The organism is Vibrio sp. 1F169, assembly GCF_041439605.1.
In the GTDB taxonomy this organism is placed as follows: Bacteria; Pseudomonadota; Gammaproteobacteria; order Enterobacterales; family Vibrionaceae; genus Vibrio; species Vibrio tasmaniensis_A.
This window is the reverse complement of the sequence record NZ_JBGOOI010000024.1, coordinates 36009-61829: the sequence shown is the minus strand read 5'-3', so window position 1 is coordinate 61829 and position 25821 is coordinate 36009. Positions and strand designations below refer to the sequence as shown.

Genomic DNA, 25821 nt, shown 5'->3' with positions numbered 1-25821 from the left:
ACAACGGTATGCTAAGAACAAAAATGCCGTTCACTCTTAAGTGAACGGCATTAGAGCGCTGAGGCTCCTCTTTTATCGTGGGTCGTAATGGACTTTATCGTTAGTACATAGACTTAGCGGCTAGTCCACGCGCTTAAAGTTAGGCAGTAAGGTTTCTGGCTGTTGCGCTACAAATGCTTTACTTGGTGAGTAAGCGCGGAAGTAAACAAACCAGTTTTCATCTTCTCGGGTTTGCACCCAATTCGCTTCATTTACACCAGCAGGCTTAGTTGGCGAGAAGTGGAAGGTGTAATTGCCTTGCGAATCTTTAACTGTCCCTTCAATGTTAGAACCCACGTCGGCACGCTCAATTTCGTTGTCGATGATGGCGCGGTTCTCGACGTTGTAGACAGTGATGGTCCAGAATAAATCGGCGAAATTTACATCTCCATCTAGCGTCAAAGTATAGTGGTTACTGCCATTTAGCCCTTTGCCATTGTCGTCACGGTAGTTGTCTAGGTAGATCTGACCCCAACCGCCGTTCTCAAATCCATGCATTGCAATGTCGTTAGTGACGGCTTCATAAAACCAAGCTGCACGTCCATCGAGGTCCATACCATAGTGACGGTCTTGGTTTGGTGTTGAAGCCGTTGCGATTTCCCACGAATTCCCTTCTTTGCCATAAGCCGCGTGTGGTAGACGTTCAGTCTTGTTGAAATCGATGTTTTTAACCATAGCTTCACCCATGATTACAGCTTGTTCTAAGATGTCACGCTGCTGAGCTGATGGAGTAAATGCTTTGCCTTTTTCAATACCTAGTGGGCGTAACATGTCGTGTATCATGCGGTCGCGCTCTGCTACAGGTTCGGCTTGGATCGCTTCATTCAAGGTCTCCCAAAATGCCATACCACGTGGGTGCTTAGCATCGTCACCACGTTCAGGGAAGTTCACGCCTTTGCTACTGAGCGGCTTGCCGTTAAGGTCAGTAATTTTTAATGCTTCTAAGTCTTTCATACGTTGCTGATCTGACTTAGCCATTAAGCGAACACCCAAGAAAACATTATTGGTATCAGACTCAAATACTTTTGCGCCTTTTGGCAGGTTACTCGGCGTTTCAGAACCTTTCGCTTTTACCACGTAGACGCCCGGCTCAGTCATTTGAGAAATACCGATTTGCCACATGGTGTGTACCGCGCCACGCAGTTCATTTGTGGGTATTTCTATAACAACGGGCTCTTTCTCTACGTTAAACCAAGTAATCGCGTAAGGCGTAGAGGTATTGTAAGTTAAACCTCCTAGCTTAGATTCATGAGACTCAACATAAGTAATTTGACCATCCTCTGCCCCCATGTCGGCATAGGCTTGTTTCCATGCGTAGTTTGACACCAAAGGCACGGACCAAATGTAAGCTTGTGACGCGCGTTGATAGTCCATCAGTTCAAACAGTTTTGCAGAGCTTTCTTGTGTTGGAATGCCATGAAGAAAGTCGGTTTCGAAAGTAAAGTCACCTGCACGCGTTTGGATCGTTTCTGTCGCATCACCGTTGCCTGCTATCGCTGTGGCTGAAAACAAGGCTGTTACAGAAACTAGCATGGCAGCTGAGCGTAATGGGCAAGTGAAACTACCAACAAAGGCTTTAGATATCATATTCATAATGTGTCCTCAAAACTCAAAATTATTCGTCAAAACGGGAATGGCTCGTCGAACAGAAATCATTGGTTCAAACTGAAAGAGCTCATCCAAGCAGAAAGTGACTGCTTAAAACTGATAGTTAAATTCGATGCGGTGATCACCGTCTTCGATACTGGTGTTTTCTGTCCAATTTGCAAAATAACGAACGTTCGTCCTTGGGTTAATCTGGTAGCTCGCAGCAAACTCATGTGCGAGTACAGAATCACTGCCCTCGAATCCATAATCTTTGAACGTTGATGAACCAGACATCGTTCCTAAATACATAGGGTTATAGTTCAACCAAATCTTGTCGGTAAGTTGCATTTTTGCGTACATACCCGCCACGTAGAAAGTACCGTGCATGTTGTAGCGATCACGAAGTTGATCCGCGTCGAGGTTGCCTCCAGAGCCTTCAACCAACTCTTCACCTGCAGCAACACCGACACCTGCAAGCGGATAGAAATTAAACATGCCCATTTGTGGAAGAGCCTGTATAAAGCTGTATGACGCACTACCTTGATTACTATCGAAATCCCAAGACATATCGACTTGTGTGCCTCGACCATTGGTTAAGTCTACGCCGAAGTTTCTGAAACGAATCGAATCGATACTGTCATCTGCGCCTCGGTTATTCCAACCAATGGCTTCACCAGCGATGCCTTTGACTTCGAAGACATTCATACCCATGGTCGTATCGCTACCAGTGTCATAGGTTTGCCCGATTTTCAGGTTTAAGCCTTTGTCTGTGTAACCGAAGCCACCTTGTGTATAGACGGCTAACGGGTCTGACATATCTTGAATTTCGGCTTCTTCCGCGAAAGCGACACTTGCCAGAAACAAAGGAGTTAGAGAAAGGATTGAACGTTGTAATAACATAGATGCCTCATAAATTTATCTCACTACATCCGTGTACTGCGTGAAGGTGAGGTAACTATACAAAGTGGACATCGTTAAGTTAATTCATATAAACTTAACCATTCGTTAAGTATTGGTTTATGGTTTGGGTATGAAACTGAATAATGTCGATTTGAACTTATTGAAAGTGTTTGTGGTGGTGTATCAGGAAAAAAGCTTGCGCAAAGCAGCTGAAAAGCTGTTTGTCTCGACACCAGCGGTAAGCCAAAGCGTCAAAAAGCTTAAGGAATCGTTAGGTGAAGAGCTATTTGTTTTGTCCAATAAGCAGTTTCTCCCGACGCCTTATTCTGATGAACTGTATCGACGTGTTTTTCCACTATTGGACGGGTTGGTCACGGCGATAGAAGAGGGTAAACAGTTTACTCCTGCCGAACTAAGCGAAGATTTTAAGATAGAGGCGAACCCGCACCTTTTGCCTTGGTTAACACCCTCTCTGTTTCATCAACTCTCAGATGAAAGTCCACTTTCGAGGTTGATTAGTCATACTAGCTCCCAAGATTCACTGGAAAGACTTAAGAGTGACGAGATTGATTTTGTTATTCACTTTGAAGCTGAAAACCTGCCCGCCGAGATCATTGCTGTGCCTCTCGTAACCCTAAAATTTGTATTGGCAGTAAGAGTCGACCATCCTTTTAAAGAGGATGTAGCACAGATCGATGATTTGTTGTCCTTTCCATTTGCGCATGTAGACCTTGCTTACTTCGACCAAAACAAACACTCGCGATTGGAAGAAGAAGTTTTAAGCCAAGGTAAATCGATTAATATGGCGCTTCGAACGACGTCAGTTGTTGGGTTAATAGAAACGATTAAGCATTCCAATATGATCGCACCCTGCATGCCTCCGGTGATCGAACAGCACAAGGGAGTATTGCGCTCGATTGTGATTGAAGGATTAGAAGAAGATGCAGAGAAAATGGAGGTATTTGCCTATCTTCATAAGAAAAACCAACATTCTGCCAAATACAAGTGGTTACTGGATTTGATCGAAACGGCGATGATTGAGGCCAACCATCAGTGAGTTCTAATCGTTTTTTTTTAATTGATTCACTTAACCGTAGTCAGCTATTCATTTTCTGTTTCTTTAGAAGCGTTTGGCGCCCAGCCTTTCTCTAGCCAGTTGTCCAGTAGGTGTTGCAGTGCGTTCAAAGAGGTTGGCTTCTCTAGGCGACCGTCCATCAGTTTTCTGATCATTTCTAGCTCACGTTGTCCTGATTCACCAGACAAAGCAATAATTGGTGTTTGAGGTGAGCGCGCCTTGATGATCTGGCTTGCGTCAAAGCCATTCATTATCGGCATTTGTACATCCATTAAGATCAAATCAACTTTGTGTGATCTGAACAGCTCGACAGCATTTTCCCCGTTTTTAGCTTGCAAGCTATTTACGCCAAGTCGGCTCAGGTACATCTGAACAAGCGTGCGTTGCACTTCTTTGTCATCAACAATAAGTACCGTCGGTGCAAGATGGCTTGATGCTGGTTGATTTTCTGCTTGCGTGCGTTCTGTTTGCTTACTTTCTGTTAGCGTACTTGCCGGTTCAGGTTCTATATCACCGCTTGGAGTTTGGCTCTCTGGTTTTACATCAGCTTCGGCTTTATCTTCCGTCGATTGGTTGTGTTTCCAACCGTTGAAATAAGGCGTACGCAGCGTCTCCGCTTTTGGAGCATTGGGTACAATAGGGAAGTACAGGTGAAACTCAGTAAATTCACCAAGTTTGGAATGGCATTCCACTCTGCCACCAAATGAGCGCATCACTCGTTGGCAATACCCCAGTCCTAAGCCGCTACCACCGCTTTTTTGGAAAGAGAAAAAGTCATCAAAGACCTTATGAACAATGGCTTCGTCAATGCCGGGGCCGGTATCACGAAATGTGAGAACGTTCTCGTAAGATCCTGTTTTGGTGCTGATCTCAATTTGGCTGTCTGGGTAAGAATCAAAGTAATAGATTGCATTGCGTATCAGATTGAAAATGACGAAGTTGAATAGAGTTTCATTTAGTTTTGCCACAAAATCAGCGTGTTGTGGTAAACGAATTCGCTCAATGATCTTCTCGTTCTCAAAGCCATAGTGGCTGACGGCTTGGTCCACGGCCTTGTGGATAGATGTCATGGTGATTGGTCCATGCTCAGGCGAGCTATCACTGACTTCTCGTAAGATGATATCAATCAGTTGCCGCCCGCGTTGAATCGCTGCTTGGCCATTCTCAATGTCAGTCAAGATTTGTTGAGTTGGTGCTTGATTATCAATGTGCTGCTTTAACACCTCAAAATGCAGTTGCACTTGAGCGAGTGGGTTACGCATCTCATGAGCGATCGAGTTAGCAAGAGCACGACTTTGGCGAATTCGTCTATCGGCTTCGATGGTGCTTTGTACACGCGTTAACAAGGTTTGCAGTGCAGAGATTTCTTCATTAGAGAACATACGATTGTTGCTTTTGTGCGATGATACTAGCAAGTGTGTGACTGATTTTTTGTGTCCGAATAGTGGCATTACCAACGCGGTGTTGTTTGAACTCATCTTGTCATAAAGTGCTTTTAGCGGCCGTTTAGCGAGCGCAGTATCATCTAGCTCTTCAGAAAGCTCATCGAACACTAGAACGGACTCTTTGCTAGATAGGTAATCTTCGTAGAAGGTTTCGTTGTAATTACTGTTAACTAGTCGAAGCTTATCTTCTGGGATTTGCAGTTGGCGACCTAAACGACGCATGGCATCGTCAATCGACAACTTAAAGCCTTCTTCTAATGCGAGTATCTGTTGTACCGGTGTCTTTTTGTTTCTATAGACAAGCAATGAGGAGTAAGGACTTACACGTTTGTAGATTGGACTCCATGTAATGCCGATAATCGCGCAGATGGGTATCGCTAATAGCCATTGGTTACCGTCAGTTAGGGGAATAAATACCGTACAAAAAGGTATCACTAAAATTGCACACACCAGCAGCACATTAAGGCTTATGTATGTAAGGTATTTGAAACTGTAGAAGCGAGAGGTCAGCAGAGCATAGCCTACAAATAACATCTCACTGAGCGACAACGCTGGGGGGAGCCAAGTGAGCGAGAAATCACGTAGGAAATAGGCAACGCCAATGTGAATCGTTGCTGTAGATAGCATGAATACCAAGATGCCTGTAATCATGTAGTTGGCTTTGGCTAATGTTAGCTTGCTGCTATTGGTACGCATGGTCACTAGATTAGTCAGTGTAAGGGCAATCAAGCTGATAACCCCCATGAAAAAATAGGGTGTATGCGGACCAAACTCGATCACGAATTGGCTTGGAGCAGTAATGGTGACATCTTCTACCGTTAACCCTGGGGTCAAATTGATATAGAAAGAGTAGCCCGTCATGCTCGCGAGAATGGTTTGTTGCCACCTATGGATTTTACCACTGCGGTTTTCGGCTGCGAGCTGACACGAGAAGTAATACGCAAAGGCAAAAGCAAGGAAAGAGCTGAGGTTGGCCAACTTTGCTGCGAATATGGCTGCTGTGGTACCAAGTCCAGGCAAAAAGCCGGTGTGGAAGTAGGCATTACTGCTGATCCACGTAATAATACAGATGGAATATGCGATGTAAGGTACATGGTGTGTCCCCACTATCGCTTCGTTCTTTTGTTTAAGGCGATAACAATAGTAGAACAGCCACATTACAACAACAGCGACCGTTGCAAGCAGAGTGATGGCTTTAGCAAAGAATATCGCCTCTAGCCCAAGATCAAACGTCTTCATATTATTTGCCACGCTGTATTTTTATTTTCACGGAGGCACCGTCTATAGTCTCGAAAGTTGACATGATTGAATGCCTTCAACATCAGTTCAATATTCCATAACCCGCGGTAAGTCAGTAAGTTCGTTTCGTTCAAGTCACAAGACCCTAGCGGCAAGTATGCTTGTGGTTCGATAGCCTTGTAAAAATTGAGTATCAAAGGTTGATCTATAATGGTGAAACCAATTTTATAGCTCGCTTGATGTAACAAGTTAAGCATCTCTTTTTGAGCAAGATAAAGGAAGTAGACTTTTTGTTGAATATTTCCACTCACGGTTAGGCGTAGAATTTCACATACAGCTTGCATTTCGGCTAATTGTAATTGGAACTTATTATCGAACTCTGGAATAGAGTCACACTTTGATAGGGCCGGTTGAGTAAAAATATGTAGCTCTGCCAGTCCCTTATAACCACGTCTGGATAAACCGTACTTCCATTTGTCGTTGCTAAACATGGGGGCGTAGCTTAGCCAAGTCTCATTTTTTGACCAGTCCTGAATTAGGGCTGAAGAGACTAGGGTTGGAAAGGCTTCATCTGTTGGGTGTTTGAGTAGAATAAAGTGCTTACCTGTTTGTGATAAGTGGAGTAAAGGCAGCATCTCATACCACTTCTCACCTTTAATAAAAACCTCAAGGTTGCTTAAAGCAATAGCATCGTTGATTGGTATTCCTTGAGGGCGACTTGGCGTTTGTACTAAGAGTGGGCTATTTTCTATTTGGTCAATGATTACACCATAGTAAGCACTATCTTTAATGGGCAGATCTATAGGATAAGGGGCATGGGTGCTCAATGGTAATTTTGCTTTGATTGCGGAAATTTCACATTCACACCAAAAGTCCAACCAATGCATATAGCATTGTCCTACCGCTTCCTCTAAGAGAGCAACTTCTGCGGATAAGGTATTTGGATAGCGCTGAACCAGATCGCGGTAGTCCATCACTTCAAACATTACTGAGTCGCTTTTTGTTTGATGTTCAGGGAAAAGCAATTCTATTTGGCTTCGACGATGTTCTGCCACTGTTTTGAAAAGAGCCGTGCGCTGTTGCGGTTGATAAGTGTCGAGTACGAGTTCAACCAGAGCGTGTTGTTTTTTTTCGATAGGCAGGCTGCTAGCCAACAGTGAACCTAAAGACGACATTAATTCCATGTAGTGAACCGCCTAAGTTTATCTAATTATTTTTATGTGACTTGTACCCGTTTATGAGAGATGTATCTATGGCTGATGTTTGAGAGTAGTTACTTTATAAAGTTGTCCTAACTTTTTGTGCGTTTAGTTTCTCAAAAACAAGCTGCATTTAAAGTGGGAGTTTACTACTTGTACTAATCCTAAACAACATGGTTTCGCCATTTTTCAATCAATTCATGAACCCCTAAATTAGTGTATTCTCAAATACTTACTTGTCTGCTTATTGTCCGGCTTTGGTTTTCTGACAGTGCTCTGTATTTACAGATTAGTTACAACATAATTTCTGATGAAGTGATGACATTCGAGGTTTAAGCTTGTCTGCATATGAAACATCATTGCGGGTAACGCCTCGTGAATGACAGAGGTAGAGAGAATTTATGAAGAAAGTACGATTAACATCATTACTTGGAGTAGCAACCTTGTTTAGTGTCGCTGTGTTAGCAGGATGCAGTCAGAAATCTGAGGTTCCAGTTCAATCACAAGAGAATACGAATCCGATCTGTAGCACTAAAAACCTGACAGGTGGTTGGTCGCAAAGCGCTATCACACCACAAGCTAAGCAAGCTTTAAATGCAGTTCTTGGCCAAATGAACACTTCAGCTGAGCTAAAGCAGATTCTGAGTGTGCGAACTCAGGTTGTCGCGGGTTTGAATTACGCTATTGAGTTTGAAATGGATAATGGTGAAGTGTGGAATACCGTTGTGTATCGCTCACTACAAGGTGACATTGAAATGACGCAACCTGCACAGCAAGGTCGTCTGTGTCCATAGATCAACTGGTCCATAAATTTACTGGTCTATTGATTAACTAGCATGTGAATAACTTCGCACATAAAAAATGGCTCCTACTTAGGAGCCATTTTTTATTCTGAATAGTGCTTACGTAATGAACCTGATTAACTGGTCAGTTCCGGCTCTGACAGCTCTGGTTCATAAAGCTCTTGCACGCAAGCACGACTGATGTCTTCATCAATGTAGGCCATTCCAAGTTTATTGAGATAATCCATACGATCCGCAGTGCGCAGTTCGATGCTTGGGCCTGCGATGTTGTTCTTTTGATAGATCTCAGTTAAGTGAGCCATGAATTGCTCGCCAACACTCATCATTAATAGGCTCATTGCGCCAACGTCAGGCCTTACTTTGGCTTGTTGTTTTTCAGATAGATTGACTGCTAATACGATAGGGCGCTCTTCACCCTCAAAACGAGTGCTGCGCTCGCGAATGGTTTGCTGAGCCCAGTAATACGCCAGTTCTTTACTCTGGGTGAGAAACACTGGTTCAACCGATTCGGTGTAGTTGTTACCGATGGTCGCCATGGTTTTTGACGCGGCTTCATTGAGCGCTTTGTCTCCAGAGCGCTTTAGCCCTTGACCTTGAATAGACGCGAGTAAAGCTGAAGATGTGCCGTGATACCAAGTATCACCCGTTGCGAAACCATTTTCTGATAACAGTGTTTTTGCATCTTGTAGGTGTGTCGGTATTGAAGTCATAGGCACTCTCAAAAAATAAGAATCTCAACAAATAGGAATCTGAACAAATATGTATACAGTTAGCTTAAACAGAAGTTGTTCGGTTAACCGTGGTGTGGAACACAAATCTGAGGCTTTGAGATAAAGCTGGCAGTAGTAGCTTTATCTCAAAGCCTTCCCCCGGATCTTACCTAAGTAAGAGAGAAGGGCGGGGGAGGCTTTAGCGTTAGCGATTAATCAAATTGATTAGACGTATTCGCTTCACCCGCTGCTTTTAGTGCATTTTCACCAGCAAAGTATTCTTTGTGGTCATCACCCATGTCTGAACCAGACATGTTTTGGTGTTTAACACATGCGATACCTTGGCGAATCTCTTTACGTTGAACATTAGCAACGTAGCCCAACATGCCTTGGTCACCGAAGTATTCTTTTGCAAGGTTGTCGGTAGACAGTGCTGCTGTGTGGTAAGTCGGCAGAGTAATCAAGTGGTGGAAGATACCCGCTTCGCGAGATGCGTCTGCTTGGAATGTACGAATCTTCTCGTCAGCGCTTGCAGACAGTTCAGTTTCATCGTATTCCGCACTCATTAGGCTTGCACGGTCGTAAGCTGATACATCTTTACCTGCTGCTGCCATTGCATCGTATGCTTGTTGGCGGAAGTTTAATGTCCAGTTGAATGATGGAGAGTTGTTGTAAACCAGTTTCGCATTAGGGTGTACTTCACGTACGCCGTCCATCATCTCTTTGATTTGACCGATGTGTGGTTTCTCAGTCTCAATCCAAAGAAGGTCAGCACCCGCGTTGATTGCTTCAATACAGTCGAATACACAGCGGTCTTCACCCGTACCTTCGCGGAATTGGTATAAGCCTGAAGGCAGACGCTTAGGACGAACTAGCTTGCCGTCACGGTTGAAGCAAACATCACCTTCAGCCATATCTGCAACATCAATCTCTTCAACATCTAGGTAAGAGTTGTAGATGTCACCTTGGTCGCCTGGCTCTTTCACTACCGCGATTTCTTTTGTTAGGCCAGCACCTTGTGAATCGGTACGAGCAACGATGATGCCGTTGTCGATGCCTAGTTCAAGGAAAGCGTAACGAAGTGCGCGAAGTTTTGCGTGGAAATCAGCATGAGGAACCGTTACTTTGCCGTCTTGGTGACCACATTGCTTCTCATCGGCTACTTGGTTTTCGATTTGTAGACAACATGCACCCGCTTCAATCATTTGCTTAGCCATTAGGTAAGTCGCTTCTGCGTTACCGAAACCTGCATCGATATCCGCAATGATTGGTACTACGTGTGTTACGTGGTTGTCGATTTTGTCTTGGATTTGGTCTTGTAGATTCACATCACCCGCTTCACGTGCTGCGTCTAGCTGACGGAACAAGCCACCTAGTTCACGAGCATCCGCTTGGCGTAGGAAGGTGTATAGCTCTTCTACTAGGCCAGCAACCGACGTTTTTTCATGCATAGATTGGTCTGGAAGTGGACCGAAGTCAGAGCGAAGTGCTGCTACCATCCAACCTGAAAGGTATAGGTAACGACGGTCTGTCTTGCCATCAAAGTGCTTCTTAATCGAAATCAGCTTTTGTTGGCCGATGAAACCGTGCCAGCAACCCAGAGACTGAGTGTACTGAGAGCTGTCTTCGTCGTAAGCCGCCATGTCTGCACGCATAATATCTGCCGTGTATTGCGCAATATCCAGACCTGTTTTGAATTTGTTTTGAGCTCGCATACGAGCTGCAGATTCAGGGTTGATTGCATCCCATGGAGCACCAGCAGCGCTTTTTGCAACTTCAATCTTTTCGATATCTTGTGTAATTTGCGACATAACTATTCCTTAGTTTCACGTGGACATGTTGGCCAATTTGGCGAGGTCATTCGATTTGGATTAAATCTAACCATGGACAAAGAATAACCATGTATGTGATAATTTTGTTAATTTATAGTTATTATATTCGGTATTTTTCTTATGAATATTGCTCGTATAGACCTTAATTTACTTGTGTATTTAGACATGTTGCTACGTGAAAGAAACGTAACACGAGCAGCAAATCAGTTAGGAATAACTCAGCCAGCCATGAGTAATGGCCTGCGTCGATTGCGTGATCTATTTGAAGACCCGTTGTTGGTGAGAACCAGTGAAGGGATGATACCGACCGAGCGAGCACATAAACTGCAGCCATTGATTAGAAACATCTTGGCGAATGTAGAAAAGACATTGCAACCGACCACGGAGTTTAATGCAGAAGACAGTGAGCGTGTGTTTCGTATCATGGCGAGCGACTATGCTGAGTCGACCATTATTCAGCCGCTATTGAAAAAGTTGAGCGAGATAGCACCGAAAATACGCTTAGATATTATGACGCCAAGTGACGTGAGTTATCAGGATGTGGAGCAAGGCACCGTTGATATTATCATCAACCGTTTTGACGATATTCCACAGTCATTCCATCAGATGAGCCTTTGGCACGACGGGTTCTCTTGCCTATTTAGTTGTGATAACCCGATAGCGGACAACTTCGATATTTTGTCTTATTTAAAGGCGCAACATATCTGGGTAAGTAAGACGGGTATGGGCACCGGCGTTGGGATTAACCCAAGCGAAGCGCAAAAGCTTGGTTGGATAGATGAAGCACTAATGCGCATTGGCAAAACGCGTAACATCACGGTGTTCACACGACACTACCTGTCGGCGATTCTCTTCGCTCAACAGAAGAACCTGATCCTGACCATTCCAACCAAAGCGGCACAATTGCAGCGCAATAATCCTCGGTTGTTAATCAAACCTGCGCCATTTGCTATTGAACCCTTTGAGGTGAAAATGGCTTGGAGTCCATTATTACAAACCAATCCAGACCATCAGTGGATGCGCCGATTGATTAAAAGTGTCGCCAATGAAATAGAGAGTGGTGTGACGGAATAACACAGTTTGTAGGGTATTTTTTATATGAATATCCAGTATAACTGGCATAAATTAGCTAAATTTATGTCCGTTGCGTAAGTTTAATCTAGTAACGTAAATTTGAGCTAGTAACGTGAATTTAAGCCAGTTACGTAGATTTAATGAGTAGTCATCAGTTAGTTTGAGAGAGATTTTATGAGCAGTCGTATTCAACAGGGAAGCTTGAACATTGATAGCACCCTCTACCAATTAATTAATGAGCAGGTCATTCCTGGAACAGGCATTGTCGCTGAAGACTTTTGGCAATCATTTGCAACTATCCTTGAAGACTTGGCTCCCAAGAACCGCGCACTGCTTATCAAGCGTGAAGATCTTCAACATCAAATTGACGTTTGGCACCAAGAGCGTGCGGGACAAACGCTAGATGCGGCCGAGTACAAACAGTTCTTACAGCAGATTGGCTACCTAGTTCCTGAGGGTGATGACTTTCAAGTAACTACTGCCAGCGTTGAGCCTGAAATTGCAACACAAGCGGGTCCGCAGCTTGTTGTACCTATTATGAATGCACGTTTTGCACTTAACGCGGCTAATGCGCGTTGGGGCAGTTTATACGATGCGCTCTACGGAACCGATGTCATCAGTGAAAGTGACGGCGCGGAAAAGGGAGGAAGCTTTAACCCGGTACGCGGTGCTAAAGTGGTGAGCTACGCTCGAGGTTTCCTTGATGATGCTGCACCTCTCAACGGTGTCTCTCATAAAGACGTCACCAAATACAGCATCAGCAACGTCAGCATTGGCAATACATTGACAGCGACCTTAGACAACGGAGAAGAAGTCACTCTGATTGATCGCAACCAGTTCATTGGTTACCAAGGTGATGCGAGTGCGCCTTCAAGTATTCTGCTTAAGCACAACAATCTACATATTGAAATTCAAATCGACCCTAGCGCGCCAATTGGCAGCGTTGATGTGGCTGGTATTAAAGATGTGCTGGTGGAATCGGCACTGACTACGATTATGGATTGCGAAGACTCAGTAGCTGCCGTTGATGGTGAAGATAAAGCACTGGCTTACCGTAACTGGTTAGGCTTGATGAAGGGTGACCTGCAAGAGTCGCTAGAGAAAAACGGCAAAACCATCGTTCGTAACCTTAATCCAGACCGCCAATACACTAGCGTGACGGGCGGTGAGATCTCGCTGAAAGGTCGCAGCATGTTGTTCATACGCAATGTGGGCCACCTGATGACAAACCCTGCCATTATTGATGCAGACGGTAACGAAGTCCCTGAAGGCATTATGGATGGCTTGGTCACCTCGCTAATCGCAATGCACGATTTAAAAGGGAACAGTGCTTACCAAAACTCGACCGCGAACAGCATCAATATTGTTAAACCTAAGATGCATGGTCCTGAAGAAGTCGCCTTCACTAATGAACTGTTTGGTCGCATTGAAGATGCATTAGGGCTAGATCGATTCACGATCAAAGTCGGCATCATGGACGAAGAGCGTCGTACTTCGGTTAACCTTAAAGAATGTATTCGAGCGGCTAAAGATCGTGTTGTGTTCATCAACACAGGTTTCCTAGATCGAACGGGTGATGAAATTCACACCAGTATGGAAGCGGGTCCGTTTGCTCCTAAAACACAGCTGAAAACCATGACTTGGATTGGCGCATACGAAGATCAGAACGTTGACCTTGGCTTAGCTTGTGGCCTGCAAGGTAAAGCCCAGATTGGTAAAGGTATGTGGCCAGAGCCAGATAACATGGCCAAGATGATGGATGCGAAAATCGGACACCCACAAGCTGGCGCGAATACCGCTTGGGTTCCTTCTCCAACTGCGGCGACTCTGCATGCTTTGCACTATCACAAGGTGAGTGTACCAAGTCGTCAGAAAGAGCTTCGTGAGCGAGTGAGAGCGAACGTTGATGATATTCTGACTATTCCGCTATTAGGTGATCAAAAGCTGACAGCTCAAGATATCCAAAACGAATTGGACAACAATACGCAAGGTATTCTTGGTTATGTAGTGCGTTGGATTGACCAAGGCGTCGGGTGTTCTAAGGTGCCAGATATTAACGATGTAGGTTTGATGGAAGACCGCGCTACGCTGCGTATTTCGAGCCAACACATTGCGAACTGGTTACGTCATGGGATTTGTAATGAAGCCCAAGTAATGAAAACCATGAAGCGCATGGCCGCAGTGGTTGATGAGCAAAATGCAGGTGATTCTAGCTACCGCAATATGGCGCCAGATTTTGAAAATAGCATCGCTTTCTCAGCGGCTTGTCAGCTGGTATTCGAAGGCTGTGCTCAACCTAGTGGTTATACCGAGCCAGTGTTGCATGCGATGCGACTGAAGCTGAAAGGAACCGCACAATAAATAATAAAAAAAGTAGTACCCCTATTTGAACCGAGCCCAAGGTGCCGCGCTAATTTAGCGCGGCTTTTTTTGTGTGGGAAGGGGAGAGAATGGGGCAGGTTAGTGATCACTAAGACTTAATTATTTCCGAGCCCTAATCACTGCCGAAACCTAGTTACTACCAACCTTATTTTCCGCCAAAGCAAAGATACTTAATGTCCATGTATTCATCGATGCCTTCTTTTGCGCCTTCACGGCCAATACCTGATTGCTTAACACCGCCGAACGGCGCGACCTCGGTTGAGATGAGACCATCATTAATACCGACCATACCGTACTCAAGTGCCTCTGCGATGTTCCATACTCGATGAATGTTCTGACTGTAGAAGTACGACGCTAATCCATAAATGGTGTCGTTTGCCATCTCAATAAGCTCTTCGTCTGTCTCGAATTGCATCACAGGAGCGACAGGACCAAAGATCTCTTGCTGAACAATGTCCATGCTGTGTTTCACATTTTTAAGAATGACAGGCTGAAGGAAAAGCCCATCAAGCTCTTGAGTTGGCGTCACAGGTGTCGCGCCTTGTTCTACCGCTCTGTCTATTAATGCTTGGATGTTGTTCTTCGCATTCTGACTGACAACAGGACCAATGGTGACACCCTCATCTAAGCCGTTACCAATCTTAAGCTGCTGAACCGCTTGATCGAATTTAGCCACGAACTCATCGTATACTTTACTGTGAACATAGAAACGGTTCGCACAGACACATGTTTGTCCCGCATTACGGAATTTCGACGCCATTGCGCCTTGAACGGCCGCGTCGATGTCTGCATCGTCAAACACAATAAAAGGTGCGTTGCCACCGAGCTCCATTGAGGTGCGCTTGATGCCTTTTGCCGCTTGAGCCATCAAGATACTGCCCACTCGAGTCGAACCAGTAAAAGAGATCTTTTTGATCAGTGGGTGTGATGTGAAAAGCTCGCCAATCTGTTCAGGGCTGTCGCCAAGTACGACTTGGAGTAGATCTTTAGGAATGCCCGCTTGGTAAGCCAATTCAACCACAGCAAATGCAGAAAGCGGCGTTTCATCTGAGGGCTTCACAATAAAACTACAGCCAGCAGCAAGGGCAGGAGCGGCCTTACGAGTGATCATCGCAATCGGAAAGTTCCATGGCGTAATTGCACACGCGACTCCAATAGGCTGCTTGATGGTCACCAAGCGTTTGCCAGCGACGGTGCTAGGAATGGAATCACCATAAGTACGCTTGGCTTCTTCTGCAAACCATTCAATAAAGCTCGCGCCATACACCACTTCGCCCGTTGCTTCTGCTAACGGCTTACCTTGTTCAATGGTCATTAGGCGAGCAAGATCTTCTTTGTTTTCAAGGATCAATTGATGCCAACCACTTAGCAATGCAGCACGGGATTTCGCGGGAATTTTTGTCCACTCTTTCTGCGCAACATGAGCGCGCTCGATAGCGCTCTCTAACTCTGCCTCAGATGAGATTGGCGCATGCCCAATAAGCTCACCCGTTGCTGGGTTTGTGACTGCAACTGCGTTGTTCGCTTCTGTCACCATAAAAGAGAGTAAGTGCTGGTTCTTAATGTTTAGCATCGTGATTCCTTTGTTGTGATTACTTTAGACGTGTTGCTTATATGCGGGTTGGCGAGTCTTTAAATGACTTCGACCAAATGTTGATTGGTCGAAGATTGTGGTTACTACTCAATAATACAGTGTTTCTTGTTTTCAAGACGAAAACACCTACCCTTTTTCTTGAAATGATTACCATAGCGCTGCGTGTTGACGGTGATTGAATCGGTGATTACACAAAATCAAACAACATGTAAAAGTGTGTCTAATGAGCTCTCAGCCCAATTAAATAAAGGGTTGGGGGCGGAAATTTCGGTTTGTGTAAAAAATCAATTTAGTAAAATTCACACTGTGAAATTTTTGTTGTGAAATTGTTTAAAAAATACAAGTAGTATGAAATACATGGAAGCCACACAGTAAAGAACACATTTGAAAAGGGTCAATCAGGATTTTTGACCTACATGAAATTCAAAGCCGTAAGAGGGAAAGATTATGAATATGCTGACACTAGACAAAACAGAACTTCACAGAAACCATTCAACATTTATTGCTGAAGCTGTCTTTGCCGTAGAAATGGTGAAAGCAGACAAGCAACTCGAAAAACAAAAAATGGCGAAACAGTTGCTTGATACTCTATTCCCTTTAGAGGCGGGTTCACACGAAGACGCAGTGAGCTACGAGATTGATTATCGACATGTTCAGGTTTACTTCAAAAACGGCGAACATACTGGCTTAAAACGAGCGAAGCACTTTGTTGCTTTCACGGGCGATAAGTCTAAGCCTTCAGCAATCCTATTTCGTGATGAAAGCGGTACACACGTTGAAGTGACAATCGGTGCTCGTAAAGGTACTGGCTACTTAGAATTGGTTGATATTCAAGATATCCAGTTAGAGACATGCACCACGTTTGGCCAAACTGAGGCGAGCCGTTCTTCTGGCATCCGTCACTGGGTGAGCTTAGTGAAAGGCGATGAGAGCGGTCGACCGAACGCTTCAAGTGAAGATAAAGAGTTCACGGCAAAAAATGGCGAAGACTATAACCTAGGTTTTTGCTTCGCCATCTAGTGTGCTGTCTTTGAAATGTACAGTTCTGTGGCGAGAAGCGTAGCAAGACATAGCACTGACATTTAAATACTGATTTCTCTTTTACCTTTGGTAATTTCCCCGCCCCTATAGCGGGGCTTTTTTATTAGAGCTATAAATAAATCAGGCTATTGTTAATATTATCTGTAGAAAGTTTGCATGAGATTTTACGGTGCGTCATTTTAATTTAACATGTTGTATTTTAATGTTTTTGTCTATTTGTTTTATTCTGCTTTTATTGGGTTAACTATCACTATCAATGGCGGTCTGGGTAACTATTGAGCTAAAACTCAGTCAAAATGCTTCGACCTGTGCTATAATACGCGCCTTGGGATTGAGCCAGTAAGTCCATTTATCACCAACCATTGTGATTTTTATCGCCTCTATTTAGGTGGTGCGGCGAGCCAATCAAGTAGTAATTGGATATGGAGAGCGTCCTTATATTCGTTGATTCGGATATGTGAACATCATAATTTATGAGTTTTAAATCAAAAAAATACAGTATCGATTCTACTGACTATCAAGTTGGTCAAGATAACGTCAGTAAATGGGGCATGGATGTCCACAACACCGTCTTCATAGCCTCAGTAGGCTTATCTCTTCTCTTCATCATCACTCTTCTTGCTCTTCCTCCAGCAGACGCTAAAGCTGCTATTGATTCTATTAAGGGTGCTGTTTTATCAAAGTTTGACTTCCTGTTTATGTGGGGAGCTAACATCATGCTAGCGTTTGCTGTTGTTCTAGCATTTTCACCGTTGGGCAAGATTCGTCTAGGTGGCGAAGATGCGACGGCGGACTATTCGATGTCATCTTGGATTGCGATGTTATTCGCAGCCGGTATGGGTATCGGGCTTATTTTCTGGGGTGTTGCTGAGCCAACCGCGTTCTTCACGAACTGGTTCGGAACACCATTAGATGCGGAACCTTTTACAGAAGCAGGCCGTGAACTGGCACTTGGTGCAACCGTATTCCACTGGGGCTTTCATGCATGGGCTATCTATGGCATGACGGCGCTTTGTCTAGCGTACTTTGTTTACAACAAAGGCTTACCGCTATCAATGCGTTCTGTGTTTTACCCAATACTGGGTGAACGAGTTTGGGGTAAAACAGGTGATGTGATCGACGTACTAACGGTACTGGTTACTCTGTTTGGCCTTGCGACTTCATTGGGCCTAGGTGGTACGCAAGCAGCAAGTGGTATTAGCCACGTGTTTGGCTTGGAAAACAACATCTACCTTCAGCAATCTATTATCGTTTTGATTATGGGTTTGGCGATCATCTCTGTTATGCGTGGCATGGACGGTGGTGTTAAGTTCCTAAGTAACCTGAACATGGTTATAGCGTTCGTATTCCTTGGTCTTATCGCTGTATTGAACTTTACGACAGTGCTTGATTCTGTGGCGACTGCGGCAACGGGCTATGTGAAAAACATCGTAGCTTTGAGCCAAAGTGCGGGTCGTGAAGACACAACATGGCTGCATGGCTGGACTGTGTTCTACTGGGCATGGTGGGTTGCGTATGCACCATTCTTCGGTATGTTCGTAGCGCGTATTTCTAAGGGCCGTACGGTTCGTGAGTTCTTACTTTGCGTACTGATTATCCCAACATTGGTAACGTCGGCTTGGATGTCGATCTTCGGTGGCGTGGCTATCGAGCAAGTAATTAACCATGTGGGACAACTTGGCCTCGACCAAGGCATTACAGACGTATCTCTAAGCTTGTTCTACATGCTAGATGCTTACTCGTTCGGTAGCATTCTGTCAGTTCTCGCAGTCGCACTGATCATTGTGTTCTTCGTTACAACGCTAGACTCAGGCTCTATCGTTATCGATGGCATGACGGCGGGTGGTAAGCTTGAAGTTCCTGTTAAACAGAAAGTGGTTTGGGCGGTTATCTCAGGTGCTATCGCAATGGTAATGCTGTGGATTGGTGGTACTCAATCTATTCAAGCTCTGCAATCGATCACGATCATTGCTGCACTGCCGTTTACGATCATTCTTCTTATTGGCTGTTTTAGCTTGTTGAAAGGTCTACTGACTGAAGTAGATAAAGGACAAGAAAACGTTAGTGAAACCGCTAAATAAAGTAATCGAGTATGGGGAGTATATAGTTCGCTAATTATTCCTTATTCAGTGTTATTTCAAAGCTCTCTTGTACTGTGTGCAAGGGAGCTTTTTTATGCCCAAGAAGAAATCAAAGGTAAGAGAAAAGACAAAAAAAAGAGCCACAAGTGAATCGTCACTTGTGGCTCTTTTTAGTTTTAGGGAGCCGCTTTAGCTAATAGCTTACGCGTTCAATTCATGTTGAATTACGTAATCCAAAGCACCGACTACCGCTGCAACTTGAGCGTCATTACACTCTTCGTCAGTCACTTTGTCGCTGTCTGGGTAAACCTCTGTGGTTGTTCCGTACTTACAGTCGGTCACGCCGCCACATAAGCCAAGCTTCTTCATTGGGTAGTTGATCACACCGTGTTGAGTGACGTCTGAACCAATGATCTTGCCTTCGTCATCCGCAGGCGCAATATGCGTTACTTGCTCTACTGATTTAATTACAGCTTCTTGGAATTCTGGTTGCGGGTTTTCAGTATCGCCAACCGTGTAGAAACCATCTGGAATCATACCTTCGATGTACTCAATACCATCACGAGCTGCGAGTGCTGGTCGGAATTCAGTTTCATCAGAGTCTGTTGTCTCATGTAGGTCAACGTGAACCAATACTTCTGGCAAAGAGGCCACTAAAGCTCGTAGGTTTGCTGATTCTTCTGCTGGCGTACCGTCATAGAAAGAGCGGTTTGGATCAACAGCATTTGGATTCCAGCGGTTGATCACTTCGTAACCCCAAGGGCTTACACAAGGTGCTACTACAATGTTGAAGTGCGCTGCGTATTGTTCTGCTTGGGTCGCTGCAAATTTGATAGCGCCATGTACACCACTGGTTTCGTAACCGTGAACACCACCGGTTACCAGAATCGTCGGCTTTGACTCGTCCCAGTTTTTGCTCTTAATTGCGAAAAGTGGGAAGCGAGCTTCGTCGTAGCTCAGTGCACCGTATTGTTCGATATCAAAACGGTCTGCAAGTGCTTTAATCTTTGGCACAACTTCTTGTTGGTATTCACGCTTAACCGTTTTTTGAGCTAACCATGCTTCACGTTCTGCTTGTTGCCACTTTTGTCCTGGCTTACCAATTGGGTAGGTAGATTCACTTTTCATCTATACTTTTTCTTTTATGTTCGTGAAAGATTAAGACAGATTATTCCTGTCTAACAGAGACAGCAATAGAAAACACAACTTGTGACTTTATTTTTTACAGACTCATAACTTTGATGAGTGGATTGATGGTGTTACATTTTACCAATTGTTTAATCCCTTAAAAGAGACCATAAAATGGCTGGAGCAAGCTTATTAACGCTACTGGATGACATTGCAACCGTGTTGGATGATGTCGCACTGATGTCTAAGGTGGCAGCTAAAAAAACCGCTGGTGTGTTGGGGGATGATTTAGCGCTGAACGCTCAGCAGGTATCCGGTGTTTCTGCTGAACGAGAGATCCCAGTGGTGTGGGCGGTTGCCAAAGGCTCATTTAAAAACAAGTTGATTTTGGTTCCCGCGGCATTATTGATCAGTGCCTTTATTCCTTGGCTGATCATGCCTTTGCTTTTAATTGGTGGTCTGTTTCTTTGTTTTGAAGGCGCAGAGAAAATCTTAGAGAAGCTATTTCCTCATTCTCATCAACATGACGAGAAGGGAGAGGATACGAGTACTGGCGAATCTATAGAGGAATACGAGAAGAGAAAGGTCGCAGGCGCGATTCGTACCGACTTCATATTATCCGCGGAAATCATCGTGATAGCACTGGGTACCGTAACGGGTACAAGTATCGTTACTCAGATTCTTGTCGTGAGTTTGATTGCAGTTGTGATGACGATTGGTGTTTATGGCTTAGTTGCTGGGATCGTGAAATTGGACGATTTAGGTTTCTATCTCCAGCGAACATCGAATGGGGGGGCCATTAAAACTCAATTGGGTAACGGGTTAGTCGCATTTGCGCCCAAGTTAATGAAGACGCTTGCGGTGGTTGGAACGGCTGCGATGTTTTTGGTTGGCGGCGGTATTGTGGTTCACAACGTCCCTGCGATTCATCATTTAATTGAACCGATTATTATGGACTTCAGTGGACATACGATAGCGACAGCGGTGGCTCCAACTCTGTTGAACGGTGTTATCGGTGTCTTAGCTGGATTGATCGTCGTTGCTGTTTGGACTGTGATTGGAAAAATTCGCGGTAAGTAATCGCTCATTATTTATCTTAATAAAACCCTCTCTCCACGAAACGAAAAAGGGGCACCATAATCATTATGGTGCCCCTTTTAATCTAATGGGTCGTGTTTAATTAACACCACGCTCTTGTTTTGCAATATGAGCGCTTATTTACCGACTAAGCGTTTATTTTACAGACCAAGCAATCGTCTCGCCGCCACGGATTGGCACAACGATGTCTGAGCCGAAAGGCATGGTTTCAGCAACGTTCCACTCTTCTTTAACAAGAGTGATGGTGTCCGTGTTACGTGGAATACCGTAGAAGTCAGGGCCGTTGTGGCTTGCAAACGCTTCTAGGTTTTCGAGCTTACCCTCTAGTTCAAACACTTCTGTGTATAGCTCTACGGCTGCGTGCGCAGTGTATGAACCAGCACAACCACATGCTGACTCTTTTGCACCTTTTGCGTGTGGCGCAGAGTCTGTACCCAAGAAGAACTTCTTGCTGCCGCTTGTTGCCGCCTCGATAAGCGCTAATTGGTGAGTGTTACGCTTAAGGATAGGTAGGCAGTAGAAATGTGGCTTAATGCCGCCAACCAGCATGTGGTTACGGTTGTAAAGCAAGTGGTGAGCTGTGATGGTTGCCGCTACGTTCTCGTTAGCGTTCTTAACGAAAGTCGCTGCATCTGCAGTCGTGATGTGCTCTAGAACGATCTTCAGGTTAGGGAAGTCGTTAACAATCGGTGCTAAAACCGTGTCTAGGAACTCTTTTTCACGGTCAAAGATATCAACATCGTGAGCTGTTACTTCACCGTGTACCAGTAGCAACATATCCACTTCTTGCATTGCTTCTAACACGTGGTAAATCTTTTGTGCTGACGTCACGCCTGAATCGGAGTTAGTCGTCGCGCCCGCTGGGTAAAGCTTTGCAGCCACTACTGCACCAGACTCTTTCGCTTTGCGAATTTCTTCAGGTGTTGTGTTGTCTGTCAGGTAAAGTGCCATTAGAGGCTGGAATTGCTCGCTTGGCTGCTCTGCCATGATGCGTTCACGGTAAGCTAAAGCCATTTCGGTATCGGTTACCGGTGGGATGGTGTTTGGCATGATTAACGCTCGACCATTGTAGCGGCTGATATCGCGCACTGTATCTTTTAATACTTCGCCATCACGTAGATGAACGTGCCAGTCGTCAGGACGAGTAATCGTAAGTTGTGTCATTGAAGGCTCCCACCATTTGAAGTGTTATGTAGTTGGAGCCTAAACTCAGCGAAATCTGTGAAAGCAATCGCTTACGTTTAGGCGACAGGATGATAGTGGAAAAGCACTTTCATTTCATCCTATTTTTAACTCTTCAGGGTTAGGAGCTTGTTTTTATGGATATTTTATTCGGTATCTATTTGTTAATAAGGGTTATCGGGTGGCTACCCACAGACCATGGATCATTCCTGGAACCCAGAAGAAGAAAGTAAGAATGATATTGATCACCAAATCTTTCCCGGCGCCGCGAGCGAAGAACACACCAACGGGCGGAAGCAATACACATAAAATGATAATGACGAGTTTGTTCATGATAAATCCTTTTTATTCAATGAAAGTTCAATGCGATAACCGTGTTCATATTATAGAACGTATAGAGAGTGTTAATGCATTGCTGTCTTAATGTATACAAGGCAGTGATTTAAACATCTCAAGATATTAGCTTAGTATCAAGTGTTTAATGCCTGCCAGTTTATCTATTTATAACCATTTGTTAGCATTGGGACAAACAACAAAACATTGGAATCGTTATGTCGCAGTCACCTTTAGATCAAGCTCCCTCTTTATCTCAAATCAATGTGTTTCCGGTTAAATCAGTGGGCGGGATCGCACTCTCTTCTGCTTGGGTCGAAAAACAGGGTCTTACTTTCGACAGACGTTTTATGTTGGCACTGGCTGATGGCTCAATGGTGACAGCGCGTAAGTATCCGAAAATGGTCAAGGTATCTTCAAGCCTGCAACCAGACGGTTTGATCTTTACTTATGAAGGTAAAGAGCCGCTGCGTCTAAAGTATGCAAATTTCAAGATGCAAGAAGCACCAGCAACGGTTTGGAAAGACAATTTTACGGCTTACACCACCAATGATGAAGCCGATGATTGGTTCAGTGATGTGCTCGGAGTTCGTGTTGAGTTGCTGTTTTCTGGTGAGCAATCGAATCGAGTGCGTGAAAAGCTTGGCCATAATGTCAGTTTCGCTGACGGCTATCCAATGTTAGTGATCAGCCAAGCCTCTCTAGATGAGCTTAATCGCCGCAGCCCTGAAGTTCACTCTATGGATCAGTTCCGGACCAACTTTGTTGTTTCGAATACAGAAGCTTTTGCTGAAGATGGTTGGAAGCGTATCCGTATCGGTGAGGTTGAGTTCGAAGCGGTGAAGCCTTGCGAGCGTTGTATCCTAACGACAGTTGATGTTGAGCGTGGCGAATTTAGATCAACAAAAGAGCCTCTTAATACCTTCTCTACATTCAGAGCTAACGAGCGTGGTGGCGTTTTCTTTGGTCAGAATCTTGTGGCTAAAAATGAAGGTTTGGTTAAAGCGGGTGATGTGGTTGAAGTACTCGAAACCAAAGAGAAAGAACACTACGAAGACACTTGGGTTGAGTCGTTACATTTAACGTGTGTTGAGCGTGAAGAGATCGCTCGTGACTTTACGACCTTTTGGTTAGAGCCTGCCAAAGAAAACCATTCATTGCCAAGTTATCAGCCAGGGCAACATCTTCCGATTGAGATGGTGATTGATGGCGAGAAGGTTTCTCGTCGTTACACGTTATCTTCTAGTCCTTCACGAGCGGGTCGTTTAGCGATTTCAGTAAAGCGAGTGGACGATGGTCAAATCTCAAACTGGCTCAATGATCACTTCCAAGTGGGGGATACTCTTGTTGCTCAAAACCCAGATGGTGCTTTCTATCTAGAACAAAATCCAACGCACCCGTTATTGCTTTTGTCTGCAGGCAGCGGTATTACGCCAATGCTGTCGATGCTTCGCTACCTAGCCGACCATGGTCAAATTGATGACGTAGTTTTCTATCATCAATGCAGCAGCGAAGAAGACATCCCTTATCAAGCTGAGATTGACAAGATCGCCAGTGAGCACGCGGGACTTCGTGTGATTTATTCACTAAGCCAACCAACCAAAGAGTGGGATGGTTTATCTGGGCGTTTGAGCGTGTCTCATGTCGCTAAAGTTGAAGAGTTACACAAGCGCCAAGCGTTCGTGTGTGGCCCTGACGGCTTTATGGATAATGCTAAGAAACTGCTGATTCAAATGGGGCTCAACCCTCAGCATTACCATCAAGAAGCGTTTGGTGTCGCTCAGTCAACAGAAGAGACGGTGAAGCAGCTACAGTTAAGTGTGAACGGCTACCTGTTCGAAGGTAATAATCAATCAACCTTGCTAGAGCAAGCGGAGTCGGCGGGGGTGTCTATTGCTTCAAGTTGTCGTGCGGGTTTCTGCGGTGCTTGTAAAGTGACGCTTGAGTCCGGACAAGTTCATCAACCGGATGTCCCTGCATTGCAAGATCATGAACGTAATATGGGGCAGATCTTGGCGTGTTGTAGCGTGCCTCAAACCGATATCGAAGTTGTAGATTAACGACTCGTTAGATCATTACGAAAAACGCATTAAAGAACACTAAATAGAAAAGGCCGGAAGTTCGTAAATGAGCTTCCGGCCTTTTTGATTCTGAGACTAATTCAAAAATTAATCGTAGATCGTTGGGATTGGTTGACGCTTGTGCTGTGTTGCTTTGTAGGTGCCAACTAAGCGATCGGATACGTCTTGAGGCACTTCTTTGCCTTCAAGGAAATCATCAATTTGATCGTAAGAAAGGTTTAAGGCTGCTTCATCGGCTTTCTGTGGATCAAGCTCTTCTAGATCAGCAGTAGGTACTTTCTTAACAAGTTGCTCTGGAGCGCCCAGCGTTGCTGCAAGCTCACGAACTTGGCGTTTGTTCAAACCAAACAGTGGTGCCAAATCACATGCGCCGTCACCGTGCTTAGTGTAGAAGCCAGTGATGTTTTCCGCTGAGTGGTCAGTACCAATCACAAGACCGCCAACGTAACCAGCAATTTCGTATTGTGCGATCATGCGAGCACGAGCTTTCACATTGCCTTTCACAAAGTCGATTTTTGCAGAATCTGTTGGTAGTAAGCCTGTGCCTTCTAAAGCCACGTGAGAAGCTGCGTGAAGCCCGTCAACACCCGCTTTAATGTTGACAGAAACAGATTGAGAAGGCTGAATGAAAGAGAGAGCAAGCTGTGCTTCGTCTTCATCTTTTTGTTCACCGTAAGGTAGACGAACCGCGATGAATTGGTACTCGTCGCTACCAGCGCTTTCATTTAGGCTATCAACGGCCATCTGTGCCAAGCGGCCACAGGTTGTTGAGTCGACACCACCACTGATACCAAGGATCAGTGATTTGCATCCTGACTGTTGAAGTTTCGTTTTGATAAACTCCACACGACGAGTCACTTCGAAGTGAGGGTCAATTGAAGGTAGTACGCGCATTTCGTCACGAATTAACTGTTCCATTCGTATTCCTTTCCTGCAAGCAAATTAAAAATCTAGTGTTATCATACCTAAATCATCCGATTTAAAAACCTCTTTGCACA

19 protein-coding genes are annotated in these 25821 nt (G+C 44.7%); 8 read left to right on the top strand and 11 right to left on the bottom strand.

All coding sequences use genetic code 11. The features are described 5' to 3' along the window. Nucleotides 1-120 precede the first annotated feature (120 nt). Both ACED53_RS11635 and ACED53_RS11630 read right to left on the bottom strand, forming a co-directional pair. Nucleotides 121-1632, bottom strand: a complete 1512-nt coding sequence (locus ACED53_RS11635) for a DUF1214 domain-containing protein (RefSeq protein ID WP_017101396.1) — start codon at nucleotides 1630-1632, stop codon at nucleotides 121-123. Between the two features lie 105 nt (nucleotides 1633-1737). Continuing rightward, nucleotides 1738-2526 carry a hypothetical protein gene (locus ACED53_RS11630; RefSeq protein ID WP_017101397.1) on the bottom strand — a complete coding sequence of 263 codons (789 nt, stop codon included), beginning with the start codon at nucleotides 2524-2526 and terminating at the stop codon, nucleotides 1738-1740. Nucleotides 2527-2656: 130 nt separating this feature from the next. Here ACED53_RS11630 and ACED53_RS11625 point away from each other — a divergent pair, with 130 nt between their 5' ends. Beyond that, nucleotides 2657-3583, top strand: coding sequence for a LysR family transcriptional regulator (locus ACED53_RS11625; protein WP_009845787.1), 927 nt, complete (start codon nucleotides 2657-2659; stop codon nucleotides 3581-3583). 44 nt (nucleotides 3584-3627) lie between these two features. Here ACED53_RS11625 and ACED53_RS11620 read toward each other — a convergent pair whose 3' ends face one another. Together ACED53_RS11620 and ACED53_RS11615 are read right to left on the bottom strand one after the other, a co-directional pair. Then, the gene (locus tag ACED53_RS11620; protein ID WP_032499333.1) at nucleotides 3628-6285 is read right to left on the bottom strand and encodes a response regulator; all 2658 of its coding nucleotides are present in this window, start codon (nucleotides 6283-6285) and stop codon (nucleotides 3628-3630) included. Continuing rightward, complete coding sequence (locus ACED53_RS11615) at nucleotides 6282-7469, bottom strand: acyl-homoserine-lactone synthase (protein ID WP_017101399.1); 1188 nt, start codon at nucleotides 7467-7469, stop codon at nucleotides 6282-6284. The genes ACED53_RS11620 and ACED53_RS11615 overlap by 4 nt, the downstream gene beginning before the upstream one ends. 416 nt (nucleotides 7470-7885) lie before the next feature. Here ACED53_RS11615 and ACED53_RS11610 point away from each other — a divergent pair, with 416 nt between their 5' ends. Continuing rightward, nucleotides 7886-8278, top strand: coding sequence for a cystatin domain-containing protein (locus ACED53_RS11610; RefSeq protein WP_009845784.1), 393 nt, complete (start codon nucleotides 7886-7888; stop codon nucleotides 8276-8278). A 125-nt stretch (nucleotides 8279-8403) separates the two neighbouring features. Here ACED53_RS11610 and ACED53_RS11605 read toward each other — a convergent pair whose 3' ends face one another. Together ACED53_RS11605 and ACED53_RS11600 are read right to left on the bottom strand one after the other, a co-directional pair. Next, complete coding sequence (locus ACED53_RS11605; RefSeq protein WP_032499336.1) at nucleotides 8404-8997, bottom strand: hypothetical protein; 594 nt, start codon at nucleotides 8995-8997, stop codon at nucleotides 8404-8406. Between the two features lie 212 nt (nucleotides 8998-9209). Continuing rightward, the gene (locus ACED53_RS11600) at nucleotides 9210-10808 is read right to left on the bottom strand and encodes an isocitrate lyase (RefSeq protein ID WP_017097741.1); all 1599 of its coding nucleotides are present in this window, start codon (nucleotides 10806-10808) and stop codon (nucleotides 9210-9212) included. Nucleotides 10809-10949: 141 nt separating this feature from the next. Between ACED53_RS11600 and ACED53_RS11595 the strand changes: the two genes are divergently transcribed. Together ACED53_RS11595 and ACED53_RS11590 are read left to right on the top strand one after the other, a co-directional pair. Further along, a complete protein-coding gene (locus tag ACED53_RS11595) occupies nucleotides 10950-11903 on the top strand; it encodes a LysR family transcriptional regulator (RefSeq protein WP_009845781.1) in 954 nt (317 codons plus the stop codon). A gap of 174 nt (nucleotides 11904-12077) precedes the next feature. Next, a complete protein-coding gene (locus ACED53_RS11590) occupies nucleotides 12078-14264 on the top strand; it encodes a malate synthase G (RefSeq protein WP_017101400.1) in 2187 nt (728 codons plus the stop codon). A gap of 166 nt (nucleotides 14265-14430) precedes the next feature. On the opposite strand, the gene ACED53_RS11585 is transcribed toward ACED53_RS11590, so the two are convergent. Then, a complete protein-coding gene (locus tag ACED53_RS11585) occupies nucleotides 14431-15858 on the bottom strand; it encodes an NAD-dependent succinate-semialdehyde dehydrogenase (protein WP_017101401.1) in 1428 nt (475 codons plus the stop codon). Nucleotides 15859-16326: 468 nt separating this feature from the next. On the opposite strand from ACED53_RS11585, the gene ACED53_RS11580 reads away from it, so the two are divergent. Then, nucleotides 16327-16899 (top strand): malate synthase, encoded by a 573-nt coding sequence (locus ACED53_RS11580; RefSeq protein WP_017094519.1) that lies wholly within the window; start codon nucleotides 16327-16329, stop codon nucleotides 16897-16899. Nucleotides 16900-17393: 494 nt separating this feature from the next. Then, nucleotides 17394-19001, top strand: coding sequence for a BCCT family transporter (locus ACED53_RS11575; protein WP_009845765.1), 1608 nt, complete (start codon nucleotides 17394-17396; stop codon nucleotides 18999-19001). 201 nt (nucleotides 19002-19202) lie between these two features. Here ACED53_RS11575 and ACED53_RS11570 read toward each other — a convergent pair whose 3' ends face one another. Then, nucleotides 19203-20129, bottom strand: coding sequence for a M14 family metallocarboxypeptidase (locus tag ACED53_RS11570; RefSeq protein ID WP_017100697.1), 927 nt, complete (start codon nucleotides 20127-20129; stop codon nucleotides 19203-19205). Nucleotides 20130-20303: 174 nt separating this feature from the next. On the opposite strand from ACED53_RS11570, the gene ACED53_RS11565 reads away from it, so the two are divergent. Then, a complete protein-coding gene (locus ACED53_RS11565; RefSeq protein ID WP_017100698.1) occupies nucleotides 20304-21209 on the top strand; it encodes a DUF808 domain-containing protein in 906 nt (301 codons plus the stop codon). Nucleotides 21210-21362: 153 nt separating this feature from the next. On the opposite strand, the gene pyrC is transcribed toward ACED53_RS11565, so the two are convergent. Further along, nucleotides 21363-22391 carry a dihydroorotase gene (gene pyrC / locus ACED53_RS11560; protein WP_017100826.1) on the bottom strand — a complete coding sequence of 343 codons (1029 nt, stop codon included), beginning with the start codon at nucleotides 22389-22391 and terminating at the stop codon, nucleotides 21363-21365. A gap of 192 nt (nucleotides 22392-22583) precedes the next feature. Next, nucleotides 22584-22742: a YqaE/Pmp3 family membrane protein gene (locus ACED53_RS11555; RefSeq protein ID WP_017059962.1), complete on the bottom strand. Its 159-nt coding sequence runs from the start codon at nucleotides 22740-22742 to the stop codon at nucleotides 22584-22586. A 218-nt stretch (nucleotides 22743-22960) separates the two neighbouring features. Here ACED53_RS11555 and ACED53_RS11550 point away from each other — a divergent pair, with 218 nt between their 5' ends. Further along, nucleotides 22961-24802 carry a hybrid-cluster NAD(P)-dependent oxidoreductase gene (locus ACED53_RS11550; RefSeq protein WP_017100825.1) on the top strand — a complete coding sequence of 614 codons (1842 nt, stop codon included), beginning with the start codon at nucleotides 22961-22963 and terminating at the stop codon, nucleotides 24800-24802. A gap of 108 nt (nucleotides 24803-24910) precedes the next feature. Here ACED53_RS11550 and nadE read toward each other — a convergent pair whose 3' ends face one another. Then, the gene (gene nadE, locus ACED53_RS11545) at nucleotides 24911-25741 is read right to left on the bottom strand and encodes an ammonia-dependent NAD(+) synthetase (protein ID WP_017100824.1); all 831 of its coding nucleotides are present in this window, start codon (nucleotides 25739-25741) and stop codon (nucleotides 24911-24913) included. Between the last annotated feature and the right edge of the window lie 80 nt (nucleotides 25742-25821).

What these genes read in the sequence shown, in the direction of transcription:
- ACED53_RS11585 (WP_017101401.1), bottom strand. Translation starts at nt 15,858, where the DNA reads ATGCTAAACATTAAGAACCAGCACTTACTCTCTTTTATGGTGACAGAA.
- nadE (WP_017100824.1), bottom strand. Translation starts at nt 25,741, where the DNA reads ATGGAACAGTTAATTCGTGACGAAATGCGCGTACTACCTTCAATTGAC.
- ACED53_RS11595 (WP_009845781.1), top strand. Translation starts at nt 10,950, where the DNA reads ATGAATATTGCTCGTATAGACCTTAATTTACTTGTGTATTTAGACATG.
- ACED53_RS11615 (WP_017101399.1), bottom strand. Translation starts at nt 7,469, where the DNA reads ATGGAATTAATGTCGTCTTTAGGTTCACTGTTGGCTAGCAGCCTGCCT.
- pyrC (WP_017100826.1), bottom strand. Translation starts at nt 22,391, where the DNA reads ATGACACAACTTACGATTACTCGTCCTGACGACTGGCACGTTCATCTA.
- ACED53_RS11590 (WP_017101400.1), top strand. Translation starts at nt 12,078, where the DNA reads ATGAGCAGTCGTATTCAACAGGGAAGCTTGAACATTGATAGCACCCTC.
- ACED53_RS11580 (WP_017094519.1), top strand. Translation starts at nt 16,327, where the DNA reads ATGAATATGCTGACACTAGACAAAACAGAACTTCACAGAAACCATTCA.
- ACED53_RS11570 (WP_017100697.1), bottom strand. Translation starts at nt 20,129, where the DNA reads ATGAAAAGTGAATCTACCTACCCAATTGGTAAGCCAGGACAAAAGTGG.
- ACED53_RS11600 (WP_017097741.1), bottom strand. Translation starts at nt 10,808, where the DNA reads ATGTCGCAAATTACACAAGATATCGAAAAGATTGAAGTTGCAAAAAGC.
- ACED53_RS11635 (WP_017101396.1), bottom strand. Translation starts at nt 1,632, where the DNA reads ATGAATATGATATCTAAAGCCTTTGTTGGTAGTTTCACTTGCCCATTA.
- ACED53_RS11565 (WP_017100698.1), top strand. Translation starts at nt 20,304, where the DNA reads ATGGCTGGAGCAAGCTTATTAACGCTACTGGATGACATTGCAACCGTG.
- ACED53_RS11555 (WP_017059962.1), bottom strand. Translation starts at nt 22,742, where the DNA reads ATGAACAAACTCGTCATTATCATTTTATGTGTATTGCTTCCGCCCGTT.
- ACED53_RS11575 (WP_009845765.1), top strand. Translation starts at nt 17,394, where the DNA reads ATGAGTTTTAAATCAAAAAAATACAGTATCGATTCTACTGACTATCAA.
- ACED53_RS11620 (WP_032499333.1), bottom strand. Translation starts at nt 6,285, where the DNA reads ATGAAGACGTTTGATCTTGGGCTAGAGGCGATATTCTTTGCTAAAGCC.
- ACED53_RS11610 (WP_009845784.1), top strand. Translation starts at nt 7,886, where the DNA reads ATGAAGAAAGTACGATTAACATCATTACTTGGAGTAGCAACCTTGTTT.
- ACED53_RS11625 (WP_009845787.1), top strand. Translation starts at nt 2,657, where the DNA reads ATGAAACTGAATAATGTCGATTTGAACTTATTGAAAGTGTTTGTGGTG.
- ACED53_RS11630 (WP_017101397.1), bottom strand. Translation starts at nt 2,526, where the DNA reads ATGTTATTACAACGTTCAATCCTTTCTCTAACTCCTTTGTTTCTGGCA.
- ACED53_RS11605 (WP_032499336.1), bottom strand. Translation starts at nt 8,997, where the DNA reads ATGACTTCAATACCGACACACCTACAAGATGCAAAAACACTGTTATCA.
- ACED53_RS11550 (WP_017100825.1), top strand. Translation starts at nt 22,961, where the DNA reads ATGTCGCAGTCACCTTTAGATCAAGCTCCCTCTTTATCTCAAATCAAT.